Origin of the sequence: Bradyrhizobium sp. (assembly GCF_019244115.1) — a bacterium.
In the GTDB taxonomy this organism is placed as follows: Bacteria; Pseudomonadota; Alphaproteobacteria; order Rhizobiales; family Xanthobacteraceae; genus Bradyrhizobium.
In genome coordinates this window covers 1-23,028 of record NZ_JAFATE010000392.1, presented here as the reverse complement: position 1 = coordinate 23,028, position 23,028 = coordinate 1, and the positions used below count along the sequence as shown (strand labels likewise).

The window sequence follows — 23,028 nt, the reverse complement described above, 5'->3', positions numbered from 1 at the left end:
CGTCCGGGCGGCGGCGCGCGAAGAAAACATCGCCGTGCTCAACAAGCCGGTGAAGCCGGCCTCGCTCCGCGCCCTGCTCGGCCAATGGCGCATCCAGCAGATGGTCGCTGCGGAGTAGTCAAAGCAGTCGAAGATTGTTTCGGTCGTCATTCCGGGCCGTGCGCAGCGCAAACCCGGAATCTCGAGATTCCGGGCGCGCTCGCTTCACTCGCGCCCCGCAATGACATCACCAAGAGCGCCGCGCTTCGCTTCGTTCGCAATGACGTCGCGCTATGGCTCCATTGGCGTGGTCTGCCGCCACTGCGAACCGGCGATCTTGGCCGCGGCGATCACCGCCTGGGTGCGGCTCTCGACGCCGAGCTTTTGCAGGATCGCCGACACATGCGCCTTAATGGTGGCCTCGGAGACGCCGAGCTCATAGGCGATCTGCTTGTTCAAGAGCCCCTCGGACAGCATCATCAGCACCCGGACCTGCTGCGGCGTCAGCGTCACCAGGCGGTCGCGCAGGCGCGTCATTTCCGGATCGGCGGCCGCCGAAAGATCGGTGTCCGGCGGCACCCAGACATTGCCGTCCAGCACTTTCAGAATCGCATCGCGCAGCGTCTCGACGCCGAACCGTTTCGGGATGAAGCCGGAGGCGCCGAAATCCAGCGAGCGGCGGATCGTGGCGCCGTCGTCGCTCGCGGAGACCACCACGACAGGAACGGCCGGATATTGCGCGCGCAGATAGATCAGTCCGGAAAAGCCCGACGTGCCCGGCATGGTCAAATCGAGCAGGATCAGGTCGACATCACCGTCCTGCTCCAGCAGCGCGGTGAGATCGTCGAACGATCCGGCCTCCTCGATCTTCGCCGCCGGCGCGACGCTGGAAACCGTCTGCCGCAACGCATCGCGAAACAGCGGATGGTCATCGGCAATAACAAGGCGGGTGAGTGCAGTCGTCATCTATAACAGGGCTCCCGCCACCTTCAGAGATGGCCAGGGGACATCGGGTGATTGTCCCTTCTTGGTATAACGCATGCAACCGCGCAATAGCCTGTGCAACGGCGCGGTGAAATGCCGCGTTGTGCGTTGCAATAGATCGCTCCGCCGCTGTTCGAAAATGGAACAGACATGGTGGGCCGGCGCCCAGTGCAAAAGGCCGAAAGTCTTATGTGCCGCGTTTCACCGCAATGTTACTTTGGCATGAGGCCCCGGGACCAGGCCCAGTGCGGCGCATTGGGGACAAGGCTGCATCAAACAATGTCTGGGAGTGAACAATGACGATAGCTGCAACAGCGGGTGGCGGTATCCGCACCGGCGGAATGACAGCCGAGGAGCGAAAGGTCATCTTCGCATCGTCACTCGGCACGGTGTTCGAGTGGTACGATTTCTACATCTACGGAACGCTCGGCCCGTTCCTCGCGAAATACTTCTTCTCGAACGTGCCGCCGAACGTCGCCTTCATCTTCACCCTGCTCGCCTTCGCCGCGGGCTTTGCGGTCCGTCCGTTCGGTGCGCTGATCTTTGGCCGCCTCGGCGACCTGATCGGGCGCAAATACACCTTCCTGATCACGATGACGCTGATGGGCGTCGGCACATTCTTCATCGGCCTCTTGCCGGGCTATGCGAGCTGGGGCCTCGCCGCGCCGATCGTGCTGATCGCGCTGCGCCTGGTGCAGGGACTTGCGCTTGGCGGCGAATATGGCGGTGCGGCGACCTATGTCGCGGAACATGCGCCCCGGGACAGGCGCGGCTATTACACCTCGTGGATCCAGACCACCGCAACGCTCGGCCTGTTCCTGGCGCTTCTGCTGATCCTCGGGATCCGTAACGTCCAGGGCGAAGAGGTGTTTGGCGACTGGGGATGGCGCATTCCGTTCCTGCTCTCCGGCATCCTGCTCCTGATCTCGATCTGGATCCGCCTCAGCCTGAACGAATCGCCGGTGTTCCAGCGGATGAAGGAGGAGGGCAGGACCTCGAAGCGGCCGCTGACGGAAGCCTTCGGCGAATGGCGGCATGCCAAGATCGCGATCCTGGCCCTGCTCGGCGCCACCGCCGGTGAGGCCGTGGTGTGGTACGGTGGACAGTTTTACGCGCTGTTCTTCCTGACCCAGACTCTGAAGGTGCCCGGCGCCACCGCGCAGATCCTGATCGTGATTGCGCTCGCGCTCGGCACGCCCTTCTTCGTCGTCTTCGGGTTGCTGTCCGACAAGATCGGCCGCAAGCCGATCATTCTGGCAGGCTTCCTGCTGGCGGCGCTGACCTACTTCCCGATCTTCAAGGCGATTACGCACTACGCCAACCCGAAGCTCGAGGCGGCGCTCGCCAACTCGCCGGTGACCGTGATCGCGGATCCCGCTGAATGCTCGTTCCAGTTCAAGGCGACCGGAACCGAGAAGTTCACCACCGGCTGCGACATCGCCACCTCGGCGCTGGTCAACCTGTCGGTGAACTACACGACCCAGAGCGCGCCGGCGGGAACACCGGCCCAGGTCAAGATCGGCGACACCACGCTGACCGCGACCTCGGCGGATTTCGCCAAGGCGCTGCCCGCGGCGATCAAGGCGCACGGCTATCCACCCAGCGCCGATCTGAATGACATGAACTATGTCATGACGACGGTCCTGCTCTGGATTCTGGTGGTCTATGTTACGCTGGTCTACGCCCCGATCGCGGCCTGGCTGGTGGAGCTGTTCCCGAGCCGGATCCGCTACAGCGGCATGTCGCTGCCCTATCACATCGGCAACGGCTGGTTCGGCGGCTTCCTGCCGGCCACTGTGTTCGCGATCGTCGCATGGACCGGAAACATCTATTCCGGTCTCTGGTATCCGGTCGCGATCGCACTGATGAGCCTCGTGATCGGGCTGTTGTTCCTGCCCGAGACCAAGGACGTCGACATCACCAAGACCTGATGCATCGCGCGGGGCCCTGCGCCCCGCGATTCGATCGGCGGACGGCCGCGGAGCGATCCGCGGCCGTTTTCTTTCGGCGGTCCTAAATCGCGCCGATGAACTGCAGCACGATGTCGCGCCGGTGGGGCTTGCGGCGGTGCTCGATCAGATAGATCGCCTGCCAGCTCCCCAGCAGCAGCTCGCCACCCTGCACCGGGATCTGCAGCGAGGTCGATGTCAGCATGGTCTTGACGTGCGCCGGCATGTCGTCGGATCCCTCGGTGTCGTGCGTCCAGGGCGCATCCTCCGGGGCTGCGCGCTTCAGCGCGCTCTGGAGATCGTCGAGCACGGTCGGATCGGCGTTCTCCTGGATCGTCAGCGACGCCGAGGTGTGGCGGATGAAGACGGTCAGCGTGCCTTCGCGCGCGCCGGCTTCTTCGAGAAAGGCCTCCGCGTCCGCGGTGATATCGACAAAGCCCATGCCGTGCGTCGGCACCGCAAGCTGCGAGGTCACGATCGTGTTGATGGTAACGGCCGACGGCGTACTGCGGGACATGGCCTTGTGTGACGTCACGCTCGATCCCTCACGTCAATCGTCGCCGCGAGCTCAGATTCGGCCCGAGGCGTCCTTCTGCACGCGGTTCGCCATGTCGATCAGGCGGCGCCAGGCGCGCTCCAGGAACGACATCACCCGATCCATGTCCTGGTCGCTCGGCAAGGGAATCTCGATCTTGTTGCGCTCGCCCTCGGCGACCTTCGGCTCCGCCTTCTTCGATGAATCCGATTTCGGCAGCGCGTCGTCCGTCTTGCCGGTCGCGGCCTGGTCGCGCGCGGCGAGCTGCGCCTTCAGCCTGTCGTTCTCGGCCTGCAGGCGACCGATTTCGGCATCCACGGCCGCGCGCTCGTCCGGCACGAGACGACAGGCCCAGCCGGTCTCGTCATGGGTGCAGTTCGACACCTGACCGTTTCGCGTATCGAGCCTGACGAGGCCATCGCGGGTTTGCGACAAGATATAATGGCCGTTCTCGGTGTCCGGCAGCTGCTCGCCGGCAAACGCCATCACCGAGATAATACCGACCGCGGTCGCGACCGCGACGGTTGCGAAGATCGATGGCTTTGACGCCGGCATCATGGGCTTGCTCCGTCCTTAAAAAACCGATCGAGGCGCCCTTGAGGAGGAGACCTAGGGGACTCCGGAGCCGATTTCAATGCATGGCGAGCCGCATCCGCAATCCGCTTTCGGGCGGGCCGCCCGGATTGTGCCGCTCGCGCCGCGCCGCTCACCCTGTGCAGTGCGGCGACGGTCCTGCGGCAGATTCGCGGCGCCACGGAGAAATCGAGGAGAATCAATACGCTAGCTGAAGCGCACGTAATCTTGACTTGCGGAAACACGGTCAGTATGGTCCGCGCGGCTTTTTAAGGGCGACGGGCGCTACTCTCCTTTTCCACGACATCGTGTCGGGTCTCCACAGCATGGCTGAAGGCACGGACGAGCGCAGGAATGGAAGTCGCGATAAATCGCCTGACGAAGCTGCGCTTTCCGCAAGGCTCGAAAGTCTCGATCAGCGGTTGTCCCGGGTTCGTGGGCACCGTAACACCGGGACTGACCAACCTGGTGACAGCAGTGAGGACCAAGCCGCCCGCGCTCGCGGGATGGCGCTCGGTTTTCGGCTTTCTTCCGAGTTGATCGCAGGCGTTGTCGTTGGAGCGGCGTTAGGCTGGGGCTTCGACCGCTTGCTGTCGACATCGCCCTTCGGTCTCATCGTGTTCTTCCTGCTCGGCTTCATCGCCGGAGTGATCAACGTGGTGAGGTCTGCCGGCGTTGCCTCTCGCAATCGCCAGTAGCCTGTCGGAAGTCATGACATTGGAATCTCGCTTGCCGGCCAAGCCGGTGGACCAAGAGCCGCGCGGATGAATATCGAACCGATTGAGCAGTTCAACATCGAACCCCTCTTCAAGATCGGCCAGATCGGCGGCCAGCCGATCTATTTCACCAATTCCTCGGCCTACATGTTTTTGGCGGTCGCGCTGATCTCGCTGTTGATGATCGGCGGCGCCGCCGGCCGCCAGCTGGTGCCGGGCCGCTTTCAGTCGATGGCCGAAATCGCCTACGAGTTCGTGGCCAGTACCGTGCGCGGCAATGCCGGCGCGGAAGGCATGAAGTTCTTCCCGCTGATCTTTTCGATCTTCATGTTCATCTGCGTCTCGAACCTCGTCGGCGTCATTCCCTATGCCTTCACGATCTCGAGCCACATCATCATCACCGCGGCGCTGGCGCTGCTGGTGTTCTTCACGGTGCTGATCTACGGCCTCTACAAGAACGGCCTGAAATTTTTCAAGATCTTCGTGCCGTCGGGCATTCCGATCTACATCCTGCCGCTGGTCGTCTTCATCGAGGTCTTCTCGTTCTTCCTGCGGCCGGTCTCGCACAGCGTTCGTCTGTTCGCCAACATGCTGGCCGGCCACATCGCGCTCAAGGTCTTTGCGGGATTCGTGGCGCTGCTCGGGGTGTCGCTGGGCGCCGTCGGCTGGATCGGCGGCATCGCGCCGCTGGCACTGACGGTCGCGATCTACGCCCTCGAAATCCTGGTCGCGTTCCTGCAGGCCTATGTGTTCGCGATCCTCACCGTCATCTACCTCAACGACGCCATTCATCCGGGACACTGAGCGGTCCGGAGAATTTCCACCCTCACCTCAATCTTTCTTCTCAAGGAGCAGACTATGGATCCGGCAGCAGCGAAACTTATCGGCGCGGGCATCGCGTGCATCGGCATGGGCGGTGCCGGCGTTGGCGTGGGCGTCATCTTCGGCAACTATCTCGCTGCCGCCGTGCGCAATCCCTCGGCCGCCCAGGGCCAGTTCGGCAACCTGATCTTCGGCTTCGCCGTGACCGAAGCGCTCGGCATCTTCTCGCTGCTGATCGCGCTGCTCTTGCTGTTCGTGAAGCTCTGATCGGCACCCGGTCGTGCCGCCATCCGGCGGCACGCATGACGGCAACAGGAGAACTCCATGGCTGAAAGTCATGGCGGTGCCGAAGGCACCGGAGCCCACACCGAAGCCGACGGCAGCGGCGGAGCATTTCCTCCGTTCGATCCGAACACCTTCGCCTCGCAACTGGTGTCGCTCGTCATCGCCTTCGTCGCGCTCTATCTGATCGTCTCGCGGATCGCGCTGCCGCGCGTCTCCGGCGTGATCGATGCGCGGCAGGCCGCGATCGACGGCGACCTGACGGCGGCGCAGAAGCTGAAGGACGAGTCCGACGCCGCGCTGAAGGCCTATGAGAGCGAGCTCGCCGCGGCACGCGGCCGGGCGCAGGCGATCGGCACCGAGACCCGCGAAAAGCTGAATGCGGCCGCCGAGGCCGAGCGCAAGACACTGGAAGAGAGCCTCTCGGCCAAGCTCGCCGAGGCGGAGAAGACCATCGCCTCGACCCGTACGGCGGCGATGAGCAATGTCAAGAGCATCGCAACCGATGCAGCGGCCGCGATCGTGCAGCAGCTGACCGGCATCGTGCCGGACGGCAAATCGGTCGACAGCGCCGTCAAGGCGGCCTTGAAGGGATAGCGCGATGATCGAAGATCCGGAGACCTGGGTTGCGATCGCCTTCGTCATTCTGATGGGAGGCTTCGCTTATCTGGGCGTTCACCGCACGCTCCTGAAGGCGCTCGACACCCGGGCCGCACGCATCAAGGCCGAACTCGACGACGCGCGCCGCCTGAAGGATGAGGCGGCCAAGGTGCTCGGCGAGTACAAGGCTCGCCGTGCCAGCGCCGAGCGCGAGGCGGCGGAGATCGTCGCCGGCGCCAGGGCCGATGCCGAGCGGATCGCAGCCGGCGCCAAGACCAAGATGGAGGATTTTGTCGCGCGGCGCACCAAGGCGGCCGAGAGCAAGATCGCGCTCGCGGAAGCCCAGGCCCTCGCCGATGTGCGGGCGGCGGCGGCGGAAGCCGCGGTCAATGCCGCGACGAGGATTCTCACCGGGACGGTCAAGGGCGATCTGGCCGATACCCTGCTGAACAAGGGCATTGCCGAGGTGCAGCGAAAGCTGAACTGACCCGCGGCCAATCTTGCATCTAAAAAAGGCCGGCGCGTCCTGCGTGTCGGCCTTTTTCATGTCACGGCTTGACCAGAACATGATGAGGTTCGATCAGAGCCGAATGGAAGATGCGCCCCCTCTCCCCGCTTGCGGGGAGAGGTGAACAGCCGGGCCGGTAAACCGATCCGAGCAAACTTCATCATCAGGCTTATTTCCGCTTCCGCGCCTTCGGCTCGGGCGCGAGCGCCTGCGGATCGAAGCCGATGTAGAAGATGTACTTGTCGGCGTCATTCGCCGACGGCAGCGGGTAGACCAGATCGTCGGCGACCAACGTAAAGGGCTCGCTGCCCTCCTCGCTGGTCATGGTCACCGTCGTGCGATAGGCCTTGGTGGCGATCACCTTCTCGCCGACACCGCCCTGCACCACGGCAACCCGCATTGGTATCTCGATCGATGGCGGCGCCCCCGAAGGCCCGGCGATGACGCGCCCCTGAATGCCGATATGGGCCGTGATCTCCGCGCCGTTCTGCACGCACTCACGCGCGGTCTTGGTGATGGTCGCCTGGAAACGGACGTCGTTGCCGACTGCCTGCTTGCCGGGCGCGGCCACCGCATAGGTCGAAGCCCCGGCGCGGATCGCGACCGGCGGGCAGTCGATTTCCGCCGCCGGCCCGCCGGGCTCGACGATGGTCGGCGGTGGCGCATCCGATCTGCCCCCGAACAGGCTCTTGAAGCGGTCGGTCAGCGATTGCGACGACACCGGCGCAATGCTGGCCGCATAGCCGATCGCCAGCACGGCCACTGCTGCCGGCACAAATCTGATGATGCGTTTCTCACCCATCCGGAATTCCCTGGCTCTCACTCTTGTCGCGCTTCGTCACGCGAACCGGGATCCACTTCGCTTGAAAACGCGTCCGTGACGCCCGGCCCTGTCCGTTTGCCGAAATAACAGCGGAATGACGGCGAACCGAGGGCACGCCCGTCATTCAAAACGGGGGCTTTCGCCGGTTCTGGTATGAATTCGATCCCTGTTCAACCGCGGAAATCCTCGTGCAGCAGGCCGAACAGCAGGTGATCCTGCCAGATGCCGTTGATGCACAGATAGCGCCGCGCCAGCCCCTCGCGGGAAAACCCGCATTTTTCGAGCACCCGGATCGACGGCGCATTCGACGGGATGCAGGCCGCCTCGACCCGATGCAAATTGAGCTCGCCGAACAGCGTCGGCAGCAGCACCTTGAGCGCCGAAGTCATGAAGCCGCGATGCGCGTGGGGCTGGCCGACCCAGTATCCGATGGTCCCGGCCTGCACAATGCCACGACGCACATTGGCGAGCGTGATGCCGCCGATCATGGCCCCGTCGGACTCGCGAAAGATGATGAACGGATAGGAGCGGTCCGCCGCGATATCCTCGGCATAGCGGCGCAGCCGCCGCCGGAAGCCGGAGCGGGTGAGATCGTCGGACGGCCAGATCGGCTCCCAGGGCGTCAAATATTCGCGACTGGACTCGCGCAAGTAAGCCCACTGTGCGAAATCGGCCATCTGCGGCGCGCGCAGCAACAGGCCATGTCCGCGCGGCGCCAGCGCGGTCGGCCCACTCGACGGCAAACGAAACAGAGCCATCAACGCTCCCCCGTCCTACCCAAGCTCATTCTCTTATCGCATCGCCCCGCTCAATGCAGCCGCGCCCTCGCCTTCGAGGCCATCAATCCTTCGGCAAAAGCCACCGCCGTGTCCAGACCCCGGCCGCTGCCGAGCGCCACCACTGCGGGCCGGCTGCGCGCGAGCAGCGCCCGGGCGGCGCCGCGTGTCGATTCGACGCTGACGGCATCGATCCGCGTCACCAGCTCCTCCACCGTCTGCGGCCGCCCATAAGCCAGCACATGCCGCGCGAGCTGCTCGGCGCGCGAGGAACAGCTTTCCAGCGCCATCAACAGCCCCGCCTTCATCTGCGCCTTGGCGCGCGCGATCTCGGCCTCCGTCAAGGTCTCGACCGCTTCGTTGATGACATCGACGACCACCTCCATCATTTCCGGCGCATCGGCCGGATCGGTTCCGGTGTAGAGCCCGAAGAAGCCGGTGTCGGTATAGGGCGCGTGAAAGGAGTAGATCGAATAGCACAGGCCGCGCTTTTCCCGCACCTCCTGGAACAGCCGCGATGACATGCCGCCGCCGAGCAGGTTGGTGAACACCTGGAGGGAAAACAACGACGCGTCCGACTGCGGCACGCCCTCGAGCGCGAGCGTCAAATGCGCCTGTTCTAGATCGCGATGCACCACGCGCGAGCCGCCCCGTCCGAACATCGCCGCCTCCGGCTTGGGCGCCGGCTCCTTGGCAAAGCTGTGAAAACGCTCAGCGACATCGGCGACCACGCGCGCATGATCCACGGCACCGGCCGCGGCCACCACCATGTCGGGCCCGCGGTAGTGGGTCGAAAGATAGCTCTTCAACATGTCGCGATCGAAACGCTGCAGCGTCTTCGCGGTGCCGAGCAGCGAGCGGCCCATCGGCTGGTCCGGATAACACAATTCATTGAGGTGCTCGAACACGACATCGTCGGGCGTGTCCTGGGCCGCGCCGATCTCCTGCACGATCACGTTCTTCTCGCGCTCGAGTTCGTCGGGCACGAAGGACGGGTCGGTCAGGATGTCGGCGAGCACGTCGAGCGCCAGCGGCACGTCGGCCTTCATGACGCGCGCGTAATAGGCCGTGGTCTCGGTCGAGGTGCCGGCGTTGAGATCGCCGCCGACCGCCTCGATGGTCTCCACGATCTCGCGCGCGCTGCGCCGCGCGGTGCCCTTGAAAGCCATGTGCTCGAGCAGATGCGAGATGCCGTGCTCGTCGGGCCGCTCGTCGCGACCGCCGACGCCGGCCCAGACCCCGAGCGCCGCGGTCTCGACATGCGGCATGGTGTCGGTGACCACCGTGAGGCCTGATGGCAGCCTGGTCAACTCGACACTCATCCGACAGCTCCTTCTTTGGTCCTTGCGGCGCGACTGACCGAGAGCACGAAGCGCTCCACCTCGGCCTGGTCGTTTCTCATGATCTTCAACGCTTCGCCCTTGCCCATCAGGCCGTCGAGCCAAGCAGGCAATTGCGGCCTCACTCCGCAGGCCGCCTGCACCGCATCGGGAAATTTGGCCGGATGCGCGGTGGACAGTACGATATTGGGAACGGAGCTGTCGGTGACGTCGCGGTCGGCAACGGCGAGCGCGACCGCGGTGTGCGGATCGACGAGGTCGCCGGCCTCGCGCCAGGCGGCGCGGATCGCGGCTGACGTCTCGGTCTCGTCGGCGCGGCCGGCGTCGAACTCGGCGCGGATTTTTGCCAGTGTCCCGCCGGGCAGCACGAAACGTCCCGACTGCCTGAGCGAGGCCATCAGGCGGCGCACAGTGTCGGCATCGCGGCCGGAGGCCTCAAATAGCAGCCGCTCGAAATTCGAGGATACCTGGATGTCCATGGAGGGCGAGGCGGTGGCGTGCACCTCCTTGACCTCGTAGATGCCGGTGTTCAGCGTGCGCGGCAGGATGTCGTTGACGTTGGCGGCGATCCGGAGCGTGCGGATCGGCAGCCCCATGCGCTTGGCGACATAGCCGGCGAAGATGTCGCCGAAATTGCCGGTCGGCACCGTGAAGTCGACCGCCCGCGCCGGCGCGCCGAGCGCGACCGCCGAGGTGAAATAGTAGACCACTTGCGCCACGACGCGCGCCCAGTTGATCGAGTTGACGCCCGACAGCGCGACCTGGTCGCGAAAGCGGTGATGGTTGAACATCGCCTTCACGATCGCCTGGCAATCGTCAAAGGTGCCCTCGATCGCCAGCGCATGAACGTTGGACGCCCCGGTCGTGGTCATCATGCGCCGCTGCACGTCGGAGATGCGGCTATGCGGAAACAGCACGATGAGGTCGACATTGGCGCGCCGCGCAAAGGCCTCGACCGCGGCGCCGCCGGTGTCGCCGGAGGTCGCGACCACGATGGTGGTGCGCTGCGCCCGCTTCTCCAGCACATGGTCCATCAGCCGCGAGATCAGCTGCATCGCCACGTCCTTGAAGGCGAGTGTCGGGCCGTGGAACAGTTCAAGCAGGAATTGATGCGCCCCGACCTGGTCGAGCGGCACCACCGCCGGGTGGCGGAAGGTGGCATAGGCCTCGTTCGCCATGCGCCCGAGATCGGCGTCGGCAATTTCGCCTGCTGCAAAGGGGCGTATAACCTCGACGGCAACCTCCCAATAGGGGCGGCCGAAGAAGCCGGCGATAGTTTCGGCTGTGAGTTGCGGCCAGGTTTCGGGCACGTAAAGGCCGCCGTCACGGGCAAGCCCGGTCAGCATCACGTCGCAAAAGCCCAGGGCCGGAGCCTCGCCCCGGGTGGAGACATACCGCGTCAAAGCACCCTCCAAAGGCGCGCCTCCCAAGCAAGCCTTTGATTCATCTGAGATAATAGAGGATCGTCGGAATCGAACAGAGGCACCATAGAGGGTTTTGGCGGACTGGGAAACCGCTTGTTGGCCATCCTGCCACCGAGGACGGTCGCATAGGCTCCTTTGGCAGCCGTTATGATAAGGGACGCCTGAGCGAAGCTTCGGTGATCGCAGATGCAATGAGCGGCGGGGGCGGCGGGGTTGGGGTGGCGGCTTCTTCGTTGGACATCAGTACAAGGTCCGAACCGAGCATGACCGAACCGCTGGCTCCTGCCGATCGGCTTACCGGTATCGACATCTTGCGCGGCATCGCGCTGTTCGGCGTGATGGCGATCAACCTGGTATTCGAATTTCGCGTCTCGATCTTCCAGGAGTTTTCGGGGCCGGACAGGACGGCATCGCCGCTCGACCAGATGGTCGAACGCGCTCTGGATCAGGCGGTCGAGCTCAAGGCATTCGCGCTGTTCTCCCTCCTGTTCGGCGTCGGGGTCGCGATCCAGTTCGAACGACTGTCCGCCGATCGCCGCCGCGTGCTGCTGCTACGCCGTCTCCTGGTGTTGCTCGCCATCGGCCTGGTGCATCTCACCCTGATCTGGGACGGCGATATTTTGACTGAATATGCGCTGGCTGGCCTGGTCGTGCTGCCGTTCCTGTTCGGTCCCCGCTGGCTGGTCGGCGTCAGCGCCCTCGCATTCCTGTTCCTGTACCTGAGCGATTGTCTGTTCAAGCTCGTTCCGCTGTTTGACAAGTTCTGGATCGCGCATCACGTCATCGAGGCGGCCCACGTGTACGGGGCGGGCGGCTTTTCCGAGATCCTCGCCTTCCGGATCGGCGAAATCAGCGCGATCGCGCGGCTGCATGTCTGGGTGTTTCCGCGCACGCTCGCGCTGTTCCTGATTGGCGCCTTCGTCTGGCGAAGCGGAGTGCTGCAGCGCGCGTCGGATCATCGCAGCCTGATCGTCGGCGCGGGCCTCGTGGCGCTCGTAGTGACCATCGGTGCCGGCAAGTCGCTCGCGACCGTGACGCTGGCGTTCGCTTATGCCTGTTTCATCATCGCGGCGGCGAGCACGCCGCTCGGCTCAAAACTGCTCGGCTGGGCGGCGCCGCTCGGCCGCATGTCCTTCACCAACTACCTCATGCAATCGCTGATCTTCAGCTTCGTGTTTTACGGTTACGGGCTCGGCCTGTTCGGCAAGCTCGGCGCCGCAACGGCGTTGACTCTTGGCGTCGCCGTCTATGTGGCCCAGGTGATCATCAGCCGATGGTGGCTGGCGCGCTTCAATTTCGGGCCGGTCGAGTGGCTGTGGCGCAGCCTGATGTACGGCCGGAAGCAACCGATGCGAAAGGCGGTTCCGGACCTCGCGCCGCTGGCCGCGGAGTGAAAATAGAGGGCGGGTCGAACTCTTCGAAGCGCATCATCGTTTCCGGCAACCAATGGCTTTCGCTTTGCCTGAGCCCGCCGTCCGCTCAGCGGCGTTGCCTGCGCTTCAATTCTGCGCGATCACGAATGCTGATCGTCTTCAGTAGCAACTGAAACAAGGCGTGCGCGGCCTTGTATCTTGCAGTACTGCGGGAAATCTCCCGGCCGGCCGCTGCGACCTTTCCGGAAAGGTCGCTGACCCTCCACTCCCATCCGATCCGTTTGCGGCTGATCTTCATCTCATACATCGGCAACAATCAGATTTCCCGCAAATCCGCCCCTTGCGCTATATCAATGAACAATCAAAGATTGCCGCAATTTAACTTTGCAATTGCGACCTTATCAAGATTGCGTCGGCCGCCGTCCCCGCGCCCAGACCGCAAAGGCGATCACGACGGCGATCGCCAGGCCAAACCAGGTGATCGCGTATTGCATGTGGTCGTCCTTCAGATGGACGGAGAGCGGACCGGGTCTTGGCACGCCGGTTTGCGGCACTGGCGTTTCTAGATCGATGTAGAACGGCGCGACCTCGCCCCAGCCGAGCGCATGGGCCATCGCTATGTGGTCGCGCGTAAACCACAGCCGTTTGGCGTGTTCCTCGTTTGGCGTGAGCACGCCGGCCGCGACCGGGAAGCGGATGTAACCGGTCAACGTGACTGGCTTGTTGGTGATGAGCTGCGCCACTGCGCGGTCCTGTGTGCCGCGGTCCTGCATCATGTTGGGCACGAAGCCGGCATTGACGGCAACGATCTCGCCGGACGGCAGGCGCGCCGGAAGATAGGCCCATGTGCCGGGACCGGAAATATCGGGGCGCACCGCCGAACCGGAACTATAGACCATCGCATCCAGACGCTGCTCATAGGTCGCGACGAAAGTCACGCGCCGGAACTCGTCGTGATGGGGCGTGAGCGTGCGCCATTGCGAGGAGGGCGGCAGCGGCCCCGGCGCGGCGGCGAGCCGTTCATCGAGCGCCGCGATCAGCGCGTGCTTTTCCGCGCGCCGCTGCAGCTGCCAGACGCCGAGGCCCAAGAGCAGCGCGACCATCACCAGCGTAAAAATGGCGAAGGCGCGCGTGCCGCGTTGAGACTGGTCGGATGGTTTCACGTGTCCTTGCATAGCCGAGCATATAGGAGACGTTGCGCGACCCTCCCACCCTTAAGCCCAGGCTCGGCTTCGGCATTTTACAAAAACGCTCGTCAAAAGCGGCGATGCCCCACTGAGACGATGGGAAGCACACCGGCGCCGCGACGCCGGCGCATGGCTTCATGCGGCCGAACAGCAACTGGTCCAACATGTCACTACGGCGCGCGGTCGACCAGGCGGCCGGGCGCCGCGTTGTGGTGGAACTGCAGCGCGATCAGCAGCGACTTCATCGCGCGCAATGGCCACAGCGTGGTGGCGAGGATCAGCGGCAGCCACAGCGCGGCATGCACCCAGAATGGCGGCTGGTATTTGACTTCGACGATCAGCGCCGCGGTCACGACCACCGCGCCGGCGATGAGGATGATGAAGACCGCGGGACCGTCGCCGGAATCGATGAAGGAATAATCGAGCGCGCAAGTGGCGCATTTCGGCCGCAGCCGCAGGAAACCCGCGAACAGCTTGCCCTGGCCACAGCGCGGACAGCGGCAGGTGACGCCGCGAAGAACGGTCTGAGCGATCGTGACGGAGGACTCGTCGGTCATCTGGGTACCCAGGATACAGTCGCCTTGTAGCACAGGACACAAGAAAAAGGCGGCCCTTGCGGCCGCCTCTTTGAAGTGAACGAAACTGATCAACCAGGCCGAGCAGCCTACTCGACGCCGAGCCGGCCGCCGCCAGTGCCCCAGACGTAGATGCAAACGAACAGGAACAGCCAGACCACGTCGACGAAATGCCAGTACCAGGCGGCAAACTCGAAGCCGAGGTGCTGCTTCGGGGTGAAATGCCCGGCATAGGCGCGCGCCAAACAGACGATCAGAAACACGGTGCCGATCAGCACATGGAAGCCGTGGAAGCCGGTCGCCATGAAGAAGGTGGCGCCATAGACACTGCCGGAGAAACCGAAGGCGGCGTGGGCATATTCCCAGGCCTGCACGCAGGTGAAGCTCGCCCCGAGCAGCACGGTGAGGATCAAGCCGTATTTCAGGCCCTGCCGGTCATTTTCGAGCAGCGCGTGGTGCGCCCAGGTCACCGTCGTGCCCGACGTGAGCAGGATCAGGGTATTGAGCAGCGGCAGATGCCAGGGATCGAACGCCTCGATGCCCTTGGGCGGCCAGGTGCCCGGCACCGCGCAGGCGCCCATCTGGGTGCCGGCGCCGCAGCCGAACACCGCGTCGCGGGTCGCCTGCACCGCATCGGAGGGGAACAGCGAGGAGTTGAAGAAGGCCCAGAACCAGGCGACGAAGAACATCACCTCGGAGGCGATGAACAGGATCATGCCGTAGCGGTGGCTGATCTGCACCACGCGGGTGTGGTCGCCCTTGTACTGGGCCTCGCGGATCACATCGCCCCACCAGCTCGCCATGGTGTAGAGCACGCCGATCAGGCCGACCCCGAACACGATCGGCGCCGCGCCGAACATGTGGTGCATCCAGCCGATCGCACCGACCGCCATGATGAAGGCGGAGATCGACCCGACGACCGGCCACGGGCTCGGATCGACCAGGTGGTAGTCGTGGTGCTTTGCTTGGGCCGTAGCCATTATCGTCTCTCCGTTCGCGGTGCCGCCCCATCCGGCACATATTCGTCAACAAAAGCAAACCCTGCGCGACAATGCCGCGACGGGCGAGGTCAAAGGTTGCCCTTTGGCTTGTCCGGCTCGCTCGCGGCCAGCGGTTTTGCCGTGGGCTCACGCACCGGATAGAAGGTGTAGGACAGCGTGATGGTGTTCAGGCTGTCGTTCTCATGATCGTTGACGATCGAAGGATCGACATAGAACACCACCGGCATCTCGCGCTTCTCGCCGGGCGCCATGGTCTGCTCGGTGAAGCAGAAGCAGTTGATCTTCTGGAAATAGGCGCCGACCGTCAGCGGTGCGACGTTATAGGCCGCTTCGCCCGTGGTGGTGCGGGCCGACTGGTTGGTGGCCGTGTAGTTGACGGTGACGACCTCGCCGATCCTGACCTCGATTTCGGTCGCCTCTGGCTCGAACTTCCACGGCAGCCCGCCGGCGACATTGGAGTCGAAGCGCACCGCGATCTTGCGCGCGAGCGGCGCGCCCGAGGGCCCGGAGGTCGCGACCTGCGTGGTGCCGTTGAAGCCGGTGGTGCGGCAAAACCAGTTGTAGAAGGGGACGGCGGCATAGGCGGCGCCGACCATCAGCACCACGACGAAACCGCAAATCGAGGCCACCAGCGCGTCGCGACCAAAGCGCGGACGCACGCTGCTCTCGGCTATCTTGCTCGGCTCCTGCTCCATGTCCATCACAACGGCCGGTTCAGCACGGCCGGCCCCTTGACCAGCGTAACCGCGAAAAACAGCACCACGAGCACGCCGAGCGCGAGCGCGATGGCGATCGAGCGCTGCCGGCGGCTCCTCTTTTGCGCCTCGGTGAGGACGATTCCATCGGGCTCCTGCTCAGCCATCTGATCCGCCCGCGCCCCCATCAAGCGAACGAAGAACTGATCAAGGCACCAATCATGGGCGCGCCGGCGCGGACCACGACCTCGATCAACAGCGTCGCAAACAGCACGAACAGATAGAGAATCGAGAACGCAAACAGTTTTCGGGTGGCGCGGAGCGAGGAGGTCCGCTCGCGGCAGCGGTACACATTGGCCGCAAGGACCAGCATGCCGGCGCCAAGCAGCAGCGAGATCACGCCGTAGACCGCGTCGAAATAGCCGAGCGCCCACGGCGAACCCGCGATCGCGACCAGCACTATGGTGTAGAGCAGGATCTGCAGCCGCGTCGCATCGGGACCGGCGACTACGGGGAGCATCGGCACGCCGGCGCGTGCATAGTCGTCGGAGCGGAACAGCGCCAGCGCCCAGAAATGCGGCGGGGTCCAGAAGAAGATGATCAGGAACAACAAAAGCGGCTCTACGGACAGCGACCCGGTTGCGGCGACCCAGGCCACGATCGGCGGCAGCGCGCCGGCCGCGCCGCCGATCACGATGTTCTGGGCGGTCCAGCGCTTTAGCCACATCGTGTAGATGACGACGTAGAAGAAGATGGTGAAGGCGAGCAGCGCGCCAGCGTACCAGTTCACCAGGATGCCCAGGGTCAGCACCGAGAAGAACGCTAGCGTCGAACCGAAAGCGAGCGCTTCGGCGCGCGTGACCTTGCCTCGGGGGATCGGCCGGTTGGCGGTGCGCACCATCTTGGCGTCGATGTCTCCCTCGAGCGCCATGTTCAGCGCGCCGGAGGCGCCCGCACCGACCGCGATGCAGAGCAGCGAGGTGAAGGCCAGCACGGGATGGAAATGCCCAGGCGCGATCGCCAGTGCCACCAGAGCGGTGAAGATCACGAGCGACATCACCCGCGGCTTCAGCAGCGCGAAATAATCGCCGACCTCGGCCTCGGAAATGCGGGGCGAGGAGAGCGCGATGGCGTCGTGATCGATGACCGACACTTGTGAACCTGTTTCTCAAGAAGTCGCGGCGCCTTTTGCAGGCGCCGCGGATGTCTCACTGCACGCGCGGCAGCACTTCGAACTGGTGGAACGGCGGCGGCGAGGACAGCGTCCATTCCAGCGTGGTTGCACCGGCCCCCCAGGGATTGTTGGCTGCCTGCTGCTTGCGCATGAAGGCGTCGAGCACACCGTAGAGGAAGATCAGGACGCCAAAACCCGAAATGTAGGAGCCGATCGACGAGATGAAGTTCCAGCCGGCGAACGCGTCGGGATAGTCGATGTAGCGCCGCGGCATGCCGGAGAGGCCCAAAAAGTGCTGCGGGAAGAACACCAGGTTGACGCCGACGAAGGTGAACCAGAAGTGCGCCTTGCCGATGGTCTCGTTGTACATGTAGCCCGACATCTTCGGGAACCAGTAGTACCAGCCGGCGAAGATCGCGAACACGGCGCCGAGCGACAGCACGTAGTGGAAATGCGCCACCACGTAGTAGGTGTCCTGCAGCACACGATCGACGCCGGCATTGGCCAGCACCACGCCGGTGACGCCGCCGACCGTGAACAGGAAGATGAAGCCGATCGCCCACAGCATCGGAGTGCGGAATTCGATCGAGCCGCCCCACATCGTCGCGATCCACGAGAAGATCTTTACGCCCGTCGGCACCGCGATCACCATGGTCGCGGCGACGAAATAGGCCTGCGTCGCCGACGACATGCCGACCGTGTACATGTGATGGGCCCAGACCACGAAGCCGATGCCGCCGATCGCGACCATCGCATAGGCCATGCCGAGATAGCCGAACACCGGCTTGCGCGAGAAGGTCGAGACGATCTGGCTGATCATGCCGAAGCCGGGCAGGATCAGGATGTACACTTCGGGATGGCCGAAGAACCAGAACAGATGCTGGAACAGCACCGGATCGCCGCCGCCATCGGCGGCGAAGAAGGTGGTACCGAAATTGCGATCGGTGAGCAGCATCGTGATGGCGCCGGCGAGCACCGGCAGCGCCAACAGCAGCAGGAAGACGGTCACCAGGATCGACCACACGAACAGCGGCATCTTGTGCAGCGTCATGCCCGGCGCGCGCATGTTGAAGATCGTGGTGATGAAGTTGATCGCGCCGAGGATCGAGGAGGCACCGGCCAGATGCAGCGACAGGATCGCGAAGTCGACGGCGGGTCCGGGATGGCCCGAGGTCGAGAGCGGCGCGTAGATGGTCCAGCCCGCGCCGACGCCGTTGGAGCCCGGCTCGCCTTCGACGAAGCTCGAGGTCAGAAGCAGCGCGAAGGAGGCCGGCAAGAGCCAGAACGAGATGTTGTTCATGCGCGGGAACGCCATATCCGGCGCACCGATCATGAGCGGCACCATCCAATTGCCGAAACCGCCGATCATCGCCGGCATCACCATGAAGAAGATCATGATCAGGCCGTGCGAGGTCACGAACACGTTATAGGTGTGGTTTTCGTGGAATAGCTGGATGCCCGGATACATCAATTCGATGCGGATCGCGATCGACATCGCGGCACCGATGCAGCCGGCGATGACCGCGAACACCAGGTACATCGTGCCGATGTCCTTGTGGTTCGTCGAATAGAGCCAGCGCCGCCAGCCGGTCGGGTGGTGGGCGTGGTCGCCATGAGCATCGGTGTGTGTCGCTGCGCTCGTTGCCATTTTGAAATCCTAGCCTTGCAGTCCCTTAAGTCGGACCTTCCGAGGTCCTCTCGCCCTTGTCCCGTCAGATGCGCAGGAGGCCGTTCGGCCTCACTGCGCCTCTACCCCCTTGGCCCTCTCAGCCGACGCAAACGTGTTCTGCGGCGCGCTGGCAAACTTCTTCTTCGCCGCCTCGACCCATTCGGCGAATTCCTGGTCGTTCACGACCCGAACCGCGATCGGCATGTAGGCATGGTCCTTGCCGCACAGTTCAGAGCACTGGCCATAGAACATGCCGGTCTTGGTGGCCTTGAACCAGGTCTCGTTCAGCCGGCCCGGCACGGCGTCGATCTTGATGCCGAAGGCTGGCACCGCGAAGGAATGGATGACATCGGCGCCGGTGGTCTGGACGCGAACGACCTTGTTCACCGGCACGACCATTTCGTTGTCGACGCCGAGCAGCCGCGGCTGCTTGTCCTGGGCGAGCAGCGAATCGAACTCGAACTTGCCGTTGTCGGGATAGGCGTAGGACCAGTACCACTGCTTGCCGGTCGCCTTGACCGTGAGGTCGGCCTTCGGAATGTCGAGCTCCAGGAACAGGAGGCGGAACGACGGGATCGCGATGCCGACCAGGATCAGCACCGGGATCAGCGTCCAGGCCACCTCGATTAGGGTGTTATGGGTGGTCCGCGAAGGCACCGGATTGGCGCGCGCGTTGAACTTGACCATCACGTAGACGAGCAGCGCCAGCACGAACAGCGTGATCAGCGTGATCACGACCAAGAGGCCGTTGTGGAACGAGGTAATGGTCTCCATGACCGGGGTGGCGGCTTCCTGGAGCCTGAACTCCCAGGGCGCCGGCTGTCCCAGCTCAGCAGACGCCGCGCCACTCATCACCAGTGCCACGCCGGCCAGCGTCAAACCCAGCAACCGCCGGCCCATCTGGCCCATCGACATTGTCATGCCGCTCGCGCTCCCTTCAGAAATGTCCCCAAGGCGCCCCCGCCGGACGGCGTTTGTCTGGGTGCCGCAACGTTCCGCCCCCCGACAAACGGCCGTGAGGTGGTCCCGAAAGGCACCTGGCCAGATCGTGAGATCGCCGAAATCCAGCCTCTCAAACCATAATTCGCCGGCCATCGCAATGCGGTCGTGGGACTATTGAACGCCGCATCCCATCGTTCTTTTGGCTCGGTGGCCATGTCGCATTTTCCCGTGAAAGTGAGGCGACGGGCTCATAGCGGGCCGCCGTGCGCGCTTGACAGCCATTCTGTCCGTTGTAGGCAAAGATCGACCTGCTCGGGGCTGCGCTGATTCGCGACATTGCATTCCACCCGGCTCGCCTTCAAGACGCCCTCTTGCCGGTCCACCCCAAGCGGGTATTTTCGTATCTCCTGAGGATCGAGCGGATGAAGGCTTTGCAGAACACCGCGACCGGCCAGAAGGATCGCCAAGCGGGCTGCCAGGCGGGCCACGGCCGCCGCTTGGGCGCTCGGCCGGCGCGCTGGCTCGCCGCAATTTTGGCGCTTGCCCTACTGCCGCTCGCAACCGGCGCGGCGCACGCGCAAGGCGCGGTGCGCTCGGTGCATGGCGACTGGCAGATCCGCTGCGACACCCCGCCGGGCGCGCAGGCCGAGCAATGCGCGCTGATCCAGAGCGTGGTAGCCGAGGACCGCTCCAATGCGGGACTCACCGTCATCATGCTGAAGACCGCCGACCAGAAAAGCCGGCTGATGCGCGTGGTGGCGCCGCTCGGCGTGCTGCTGCCGTCGGGCCTGGGCTTAAAGCTCGACAATCAGGATGTCGGCCGCGCCGGTTTCGTGCGCTGCCTGCCGAACGGCTGCGTCGCCGAAGTCGTGATGGACGAGAAGCTGCTGAACCAGCTCAAGACCGCGAAGACGGCGACCTTCATCATCTTCGAGACGCCGGAAGAAGGCATCGGGTTTCCGCTCAGCCTGAACGGATTGGCGGACGGGTTCGACAAGCTGCCGTAGCTCGCGATTAGAACAGCAGCGCCATCAGGAGCAGGTTCGCGTAGGCGCCGTCCACCTTCACCGCGTAGCGCTGCACACCCTCGGTCACGAAGCCGAATTTTTTGTAGAGCGCGACCGCGTTGACATTGTCCTCGCGGACCGTCAGTTCGATCCGCGACCAGCCAAAGCCGCGCGCCGCCTTCAGCGCTTTCGCGATCAGCCGCGTGCCGATGCCCTGCCCGCGATAGGCCGGCAGCAGGCCCATGCCGAGCACCCCGACATGGGCGTGGATCGGGCGCGGTTTTGCGGTCACGTCACACCAGCCGACGACCTCGCCTCCGGAAACCGCAACGAATTGCGGGAAGCCGTGCCGGATCGTGTCTAGAATGAAGGCGCGCGTCGCCTCCAGCGGCGGCGCTTCGAGGAAGGCAAGATAGCGCCGCTCCCTCGCCACCACATCGAGAGTCCGATGAAAGCTCTCGATGTGAGCCTCGGCCATCGGGACAATCTCGATCGGATTCATCGCCGTGCAGCTCCTTTCGCATCTTGCTCTGGTGTTCGTTTCTTGCTGGTCTCATTTGTGGACCAGCGGACCCCCGCGCAACGCTCCAGCACGCGGCAAAATCACTCGCCGAAGCGCTGTGGCCCCGGACCGGCATATGCCTTAAAGGGACAAGATGACGGCCTCGTAATGTCCGGCCCGCCGCAAATCGCCTCGCGGCCGTTCACAACACCTCAAATATGGCGATCGGATGCGCATCTTCTGGCTCCGGCCCCCTCGCATCGTCGCCCAGGACAGACTATCTTCTTTGCCAACCTGCTCGCAATGGAAGAGGGCCGATGACCCCCACAACCTCGCTGATCGACCGCGCCAATCTCGACCGCGACGCCGTGCGCCGCGAGGTCGGCCGTGGGCTTTTGGGCGCCGATGACGGCGAGCTGTTCCTGGAGTACAGCCAGACCGAAGCCTTGATGTTCGACAATGGTCGTCTGAAGCAGGCGACCTATGACACGAGCCAGGGTTTTGGCCTGCGCGCTGTCAAGGACGATGCGGTCGGCTATGCGCATTCCTCCGACGTGTCGCTGCCGGCGCTGATCCGTGCTGCCGACGCGGTCGCGGCCGTCCGCGGCGGCTATTCGGGCTCATTTGCAGCGCCGCCGCCCCACAGCAACATCCGTCTTTATGGCGATGACAATCCGCTCGATGCCCCTGGTTTTGAGACCAAAGTAAAACTGCTCGCCGAGATCGACGCCTATTTGCGCGACAAGGACCCGCGGGTGCGGCAGGTCACCGTGTCGCTCGCCGCCACCTGGCAGGTGGTCGAAATCGTCAGGCCCGACGGCGAGAGCTATCGCGACATCCGCCCGCTGGTGCGCGTCAACGTTTCCGTGGTCGCCGGCCAGGGCGACCGGCAGGAGAGCGGCAGCAAGGGCTATGGCGGCCGCGAGGGCTATGCCCGCTTCATCGAGACCAGATCCTGGCGCGATGCCGCCGACGGCGCGCTCCGCGAGGCGATCGTCAATCTGGAGTCCGTGCCCGCGCCCGCCGGCGAGATGGATGTGGTGCTCGGGGCCGGCTGGCCCGGCGTGATGCTGCACGAGGCGGTCGGCCACGGGCTCGAAGGCGATTTCAACCGCAAGAAGACCTCGGCCTTCGCCGGGCTGATGGGCAAGCCGGTCGCGGCCAAGGGCGTCACCGTGGTCGATGACGGCACCATGGCCTCCCGCCGCGGCTCGCTCTCGATCGACGACGAGGGTACGCCGACCAACCGTACCGTGCTGATCGAGGACGGCATCCTGGTCGGCTACATGCAGGATCGCCAGAACGCCCGGCTGATGGGCATGCGCCCGACCGGCAACGGCCGGCGCGAGAGCCATGGCCATGTCCCGATGCCGCGCATGACCAACACCTACATGCTCGCCGGCACCCGCGATCCGAACGAGATCATCGCTTCGGTGACGAACGGCATCTATGCGGTGAACTTTGGCGGTGGCCAGGTCGATATCACGTCCGGCAAATACGTGTTCCAGGTCACCGAGGCCTACCGGATCGAGGGCGGCAAGCTCGGTGCCCCGCTCAAGGGCGCGATGCTGATCGGCAACGGGCCAACCGAC

General features: G+C 64.3%; 26 protein-coding genes. 9 read left to right on the top strand and 17 right to left on the bottom strand.

The annotated features are described in order from the left end of the window. Positions 1 to 270 precede the first annotated feature (270 nt). Positions 271 to 945 carry a response regulator gene (locus JOZ76_RS17200; protein ID WP_291700024.1) on the bottom strand — a complete coding sequence of 225 codons (675 nt, stop codon included), beginning with the start codon at positions 943 to 945 and terminating at the stop codon, positions 271 to 273. 314 nt (positions 946 to 1,259) lie between these two features. Here JOZ76_RS17200 and JOZ76_RS17195 point away from each other — a divergent pair, with 314 nt between their 5' ends. Further along, on the top strand, positions 1,260 to 2,894 hold the full coding sequence (locus JOZ76_RS17195; RefSeq protein WP_291700022.1) for an MFS transporter: 1,635 nt from the start codon (positions 1,260 to 1,262) through the stop codon (positions 2,892 to 2,894). An 82-nt stretch (positions 2,895 to 2,976) separates the two neighbouring features. Here the strand turns inward: JOZ76_RS17195 and JOZ76_RS17190 are convergent, their stop codons facing one another. Both JOZ76_RS17190 and JOZ76_RS17185 read right to left on the bottom strand, forming a co-directional pair. Further along, positions 2,977 to 3,429 carry a secondary thiamine-phosphate synthase enzyme YjbQ gene (locus JOZ76_RS17190; protein WP_291700028.1) on the bottom strand — a complete coding sequence of 151 codons (453 nt, stop codon included), beginning with the start codon at positions 3,427 to 3,429 and terminating at the stop codon, positions 2,977 to 2,979. A gap of 51 nt (positions 3,430 to 3,480) precedes the next feature. Beyond that, positions 3,481 to 4,005 (bottom strand): hypothetical protein, encoded by a 525-nt coding sequence (locus tag JOZ76_RS17185; RefSeq protein WP_291700020.1) that lies wholly within the window; start codon positions 4,003 to 4,005, stop codon positions 3,481 to 3,483. A 341-nt stretch (positions 4,006 to 4,346) separates the two neighbouring features. Here JOZ76_RS17185 and JOZ76_RS17180 point away from each other — a divergent pair, with 341 nt between their 5' ends. The 5 genes from JOZ76_RS17180 (at position 4,347) to JOZ76_RS17160 (ending at position 6,927) form a co-directional block, all read left to right on the top strand. Further along, positions 4,347 to 4,718 carry an AtpZ/AtpI family protein gene (locus tag JOZ76_RS17180; RefSeq protein WP_291700018.1) on the top strand — a complete coding sequence of 124 codons (372 nt, stop codon included), beginning with the start codon at positions 4,347 to 4,349 and terminating at the stop codon, positions 4,716 to 4,718. A 66-nt stretch (positions 4,719 to 4,784) separates the two neighbouring features. Further along, the gene (locus JOZ76_RS17175; protein ID WP_291700016.1) at positions 4,785 to 5,540 is read left to right on the top strand and encodes a F0F1 ATP synthase subunit A; all 756 of its coding nucleotides are present in this window, start codon (positions 4,785 to 4,787) and stop codon (positions 5,538 to 5,540) included. A gap of 54 nt (positions 5,541 to 5,594) precedes the next feature. Then, entirely contained in the window at positions 5,595 to 5,825 is a 231-nt protein-coding gene (locus JOZ76_RS17170; RefSeq protein WP_291693119.1) for a F0F1 ATP synthase subunit C, read from the top strand. 57 nt (positions 5,826 to 5,882) lie between these two features. Beyond that, entirely contained in the window at positions 5,883 to 6,437 is a 555-nt protein-coding gene (locus tag JOZ76_RS17165; protein WP_291700014.1) for a F0F1 ATP synthase subunit B, read from the top strand. Between the two features lie 4 nt (positions 6,438 to 6,441). Then, a complete protein-coding gene (locus JOZ76_RS17160; protein ID WP_291700012.1) occupies positions 6,442 to 6,927 on the top strand; it encodes a F0F1 ATP synthase subunit B family protein in 486 nt (161 codons plus the stop codon). A 190-nt stretch (positions 6,928 to 7,117) separates the two neighbouring features. On the opposite strand, the gene JOZ76_RS17155 is transcribed toward JOZ76_RS17160, so the two are convergent. The 4 genes from JOZ76_RS17155 to thrC form a co-directional block, all read right to left on the bottom strand. Continuing rightward, the gene (locus JOZ76_RS17155) at positions 7,118 to 7,750 is read right to left on the bottom strand and encodes a hypothetical protein (RefSeq protein ID WP_291700010.1); all 633 of its coding nucleotides are present in this window, start codon (positions 7,748 to 7,750) and stop codon (positions 7,118 to 7,120) included. 191 nt (positions 7,751 to 7,941) lie between these two features. Further along, positions 7,942 to 8,529, bottom strand: coding sequence for a GNAT family N-acetyltransferase (locus tag JOZ76_RS17150; protein ID WP_291700008.1), 588 nt, complete (start codon positions 8,527 to 8,529; stop codon positions 7,942 to 7,944). A 50-nt stretch (positions 8,530 to 8,579) separates the two neighbouring features. After that, the gene (locus JOZ76_RS17145; protein ID WP_291700006.1) at positions 8,580 to 9,869 is read right to left on the bottom strand and encodes a M16 family metallopeptidase; all 1,290 of its coding nucleotides are present in this window, start codon (positions 9,867 to 9,869) and stop codon (positions 8,580 to 8,582) included. Next, positions 9,866 to 11,290, bottom strand: a complete 1,425-nt coding sequence (gene thrC, locus JOZ76_RS17140; protein ID WP_291700004.1) for a threonine synthase — start codon at positions 11,288 to 11,290, stop codon at positions 9,866 to 9,868. Before thrC ends, JOZ76_RS17145 begins: the two co-directional genes overlap by 4 nt. A 284-nt stretch (positions 11,291 to 11,574) precedes the next feature. Between thrC and JOZ76_RS17135 the strand changes: the two genes are divergently transcribed. Then, a complete protein-coding gene (locus tag JOZ76_RS17135) occupies positions 11,575 to 12,705 on the top strand; it encodes a DUF418 domain-containing protein (protein ID WP_291700002.1) in 1,131 nt (376 codons plus the stop codon). Between the two features lie 85 nt (positions 12,706 to 12,790). Here JOZ76_RS17135 and JOZ76_RS17130 read toward each other — a convergent pair whose 3' ends face one another. The 9 genes from JOZ76_RS17130 to coxB all read right to left on the bottom strand — a co-directional run bounded on the left by JOZ76_RS17130 (position 12,791) and on the right by coxB (position 19,906). Beyond that, positions 12,791 to 12,991, bottom strand: a complete 201-nt coding sequence (locus tag JOZ76_RS17130) for a hypothetical protein (RefSeq protein ID WP_291700000.1) — start codon at positions 12,989 to 12,991, stop codon at positions 12,791 to 12,793. A 94-nt stretch (positions 12,992 to 13,085) separates the two neighbouring features. Beyond that, the gene (locus JOZ76_RS17125; RefSeq protein ID WP_291700026.1) at positions 13,086 to 13,787 is read right to left on the bottom strand and encodes an SURF1 family protein; all 702 of its coding nucleotides are present in this window, start codon (positions 13,785 to 13,787) and stop codon (positions 13,086 to 13,088) included. Between the two features lie 254 nt (positions 13,788 to 14,041). Next, positions 14,042 to 14,428: a DUF983 domain-containing protein gene (locus tag JOZ76_RS17120; RefSeq protein ID WP_291699998.1), complete on the bottom strand. Its 387-nt coding sequence runs from the start codon at positions 14,426 to 14,428 to the stop codon at positions 14,042 to 14,044. Positions 14,429 to 14,535: 107 nt separating this feature from the next. Beyond that, on the bottom strand, positions 14,536 to 15,426 hold the full coding sequence (locus JOZ76_RS17115; protein ID WP_291699996.1) for a cytochrome c oxidase subunit 3: 891 nt from the start codon (positions 15,424 to 15,426) through the stop codon (positions 14,536 to 14,538). An 89-nt stretch (positions 15,427 to 15,515) separates the two neighbouring features. Further along, entirely contained in the window at positions 15,516 to 16,142 is a 627-nt protein-coding gene (locus JOZ76_RS17110; RefSeq protein ID WP_441300046.1) for a cytochrome c oxidase assembly protein, read from the bottom strand. Between the two features lie 5 nt (positions 16,143 to 16,147). Further along, positions 16,148 to 16,309, bottom strand: a complete 162-nt coding sequence (locus JOZ76_RS17105; protein WP_291699992.1) for a CoxF protein — start codon at positions 16,307 to 16,309, stop codon at positions 16,148 to 16,150. Positions 16,310 to 16,329: 20 nt separating this feature from the next. Further along, on the bottom strand, positions 16,330 to 17,295 hold the full coding sequence (locus JOZ76_RS17100) for a heme o synthase (protein ID WP_291699990.1): 966 nt from the start codon (positions 17,293 to 17,295) through the stop codon (positions 16,330 to 16,332). Between the two features lie 55 nt (positions 17,296 to 17,350). Then, positions 17,351 to 18,964: a cytochrome c oxidase subunit I gene (ctaD, locus tag JOZ76_RS17095; RefSeq protein ID WP_291699988.1), complete on the bottom strand. Its 1,614-nt coding sequence runs from the start codon at positions 18,962 to 18,964 to the stop codon at positions 17,351 to 17,353. 90 nt (positions 18,965 to 19,054) lie between these two features. Further along, the gene (gene coxB, locus JOZ76_RS17090; RefSeq protein ID WP_291699987.1) at positions 19,055 to 19,906 is read right to left on the bottom strand and encodes a cytochrome c oxidase subunit II; all 852 of its coding nucleotides are present in this window, start codon (positions 19,904 to 19,906) and stop codon (positions 19,055 to 19,057) included. A gap of 443 nt (positions 19,907 to 20,349) precedes the next feature. Here coxB and JOZ76_RS17085 point away from each other — a divergent pair, with 443 nt between their 5' ends. After that, positions 20,350 to 20,934, top strand: a complete 585-nt coding sequence (locus tag JOZ76_RS17085) for an invasion associated locus B family protein (RefSeq protein ID WP_291699985.1) — start codon at positions 20,350 to 20,352, stop codon at positions 20,932 to 20,934. Positions 20,935 to 20,941: 7 nt separating this feature from the next. Here JOZ76_RS17085 and JOZ76_RS17080 read toward each other — a convergent pair whose 3' ends face one another. Then, positions 20,942 to 21,436 (bottom strand): GNAT family N-acetyltransferase, encoded by a 495-nt coding sequence (locus JOZ76_RS17080; protein WP_291699983.1) that lies wholly within the window; start codon positions 21,434 to 21,436, stop codon positions 20,942 to 20,944. Between the two features lie 317 nt (positions 21,437 to 21,753). Between JOZ76_RS17080 and JOZ76_RS17075 the strand changes: the two genes are divergently transcribed. Next, positions 21,754 to 23,028: TldD/PmbA family protein (locus JOZ76_RS17075; protein ID WP_291699981.1), on the top strand; the 1,275-nt coding region annotated here is incomplete at its 3' end.

What these genes read in the sequence shown, in the direction of transcription:
- JOZ76_RS17200 (WP_291700024.1), bottom strand. Translation starts at nt 945, where the DNA reads ATGACGACTGCACTCACCCGCCTTGTTATTGCCGATGACCATCCGCTG.
- JOZ76_RS17195 (WP_291700022.1), top strand. Translation starts at nt 1,260, where the DNA reads ATGACGATAGCTGCAACAGCGGGTGGCGGTATCCGCACCGGCGGAATG.
- JOZ76_RS17190 (WP_291700028.1), bottom strand. Translation starts at nt 3,429, where the DNA reads ATGTCCCGCAGTACGCCGTCGGCCGTTACCATCAACACGATCGTGACC.
- JOZ76_RS17185 (WP_291700020.1), bottom strand. Translation starts at nt 4,005, where the DNA reads ATGATGCCGGCGTCAAAGCCATCGATCTTCGCAACCGTCGCGGTCGCG.
- JOZ76_RS17180 (WP_291700018.1), top strand. Translation starts at nt 4,347, where the DNA reads ATGGCTGAAGGCACGGACGAGCGCAGGAATGGAAGTCGCGATAAATCG.
- JOZ76_RS17175 (WP_291700016.1), top strand. Translation starts at nt 4,785, where the DNA reads ATGAATATCGAACCGATTGAGCAGTTCAACATCGAACCCCTCTTCAAG.
- JOZ76_RS17170 (WP_291693119.1), top strand. Translation starts at nt 5,595, where the DNA reads ATGGATCCGGCAGCAGCGAAACTTATCGGCGCGGGCATCGCGTGCATC.
- JOZ76_RS17165 (WP_291700014.1), top strand. Translation starts at nt 5,883, where the DNA reads ATGGCTGAAAGTCATGGCGGTGCCGAAGGCACCGGAGCCCACACCGAA.
- JOZ76_RS17160 (WP_291700012.1), top strand. Translation starts at nt 6,442, where the DNA reads ATGATCGAAGATCCGGAGACCTGGGTTGCGATCGCCTTCGTCATTCTG.
- JOZ76_RS17155 (WP_291700010.1), bottom strand. Translation starts at nt 7,750, where the DNA reads ATGGGTGAGAAACGCATCATCAGATTTGTGCCGGCAGCAGTGGCCGTG.
- JOZ76_RS17150 (WP_291700008.1), bottom strand. Translation starts at nt 8,529, where the DNA reads ATGGCTCTGTTTCGTTTGCCGTCGAGTGGGCCGACCGCGCTGGCGCCG.
- JOZ76_RS17145 (WP_291700006.1), bottom strand. Translation starts at nt 9,869, where the DNA reads ATGAGTGTCGAGTTGACCAGGCTGCCATCAGGCCTCACGGTGGTCACC.
- JOZ76_RS17135 (WP_291700002.1), top strand. Translation starts at nt 11,575, where the DNA reads ATGACCGAACCGCTGGCTCCTGCCGATCGGCTTACCGGTATCGACATC.
- JOZ76_RS17130 (WP_291700000.1), bottom strand. Translation starts at nt 12,991, where the DNA reads ATGTATGAGATGAAGATCAGCCGCAAACGGATCGGATGGGAGTGGAGG.
- JOZ76_RS17125 (WP_291700026.1), bottom strand. Translation starts at nt 13,787, where the DNA reads ATGGTCGCGCTGCTCTTGGGCCTCGGCGTCTGGCAGCTGCAGCGGCGC.
- JOZ76_RS17120 (WP_291699998.1), bottom strand. Translation starts at nt 14,428, where the DNA reads ATGACCGACGAGTCCTCCGTCACGATCGCTCAGACCGTTCTTCGCGGC.
- JOZ76_RS17115 (WP_291699996.1), bottom strand. Translation starts at nt 15,426, where the DNA reads ATGGCTACGGCCCAAGCAAAGCACCACGACTACCACCTGGTCGATCCG.
- JOZ76_RS17110 (WP_441300046.1), bottom strand. Translation starts at nt 16,142, where the DNA reads ATGGAGCAGGAGCCGAGCAAGATAGCCGAGAGCAGCGTGCGTCCGCGC.
- JOZ76_RS17105 (WP_291699992.1), bottom strand. Translation starts at nt 16,309, where the DNA reads ATGGCTGAGCAGGAGCCCGATGGAATCGTCCTCACCGAGGCGCAAAAG.
- ctaD (WP_291699988.1), bottom strand. Translation starts at nt 18,964, where the DNA reads ATGGCAACGAGCGCAGCGACACACACCGATGCTCATGGCGACCACGCC.
- coxB (WP_291699987.1), bottom strand. Translation starts at nt 19,906, where the DNA reads ATGACAATGTCGATGGGCCAGATGGGCCGGCGGTTGCTGGGTTTGACG.
- JOZ76_RS17085 (WP_291699985.1), top strand. Translation starts at nt 20,350, where the DNA reads ATGAAGGCTTTGCAGAACACCGCGACCGGCCAGAAGGATCGCCAAGCG.
- JOZ76_RS17080 (WP_291699983.1), bottom strand. Translation starts at nt 21,436, where the DNA reads ATGAATCCGATCGAGATTGTCCCGATGGCCGAGGCTCACATCGAGAGC.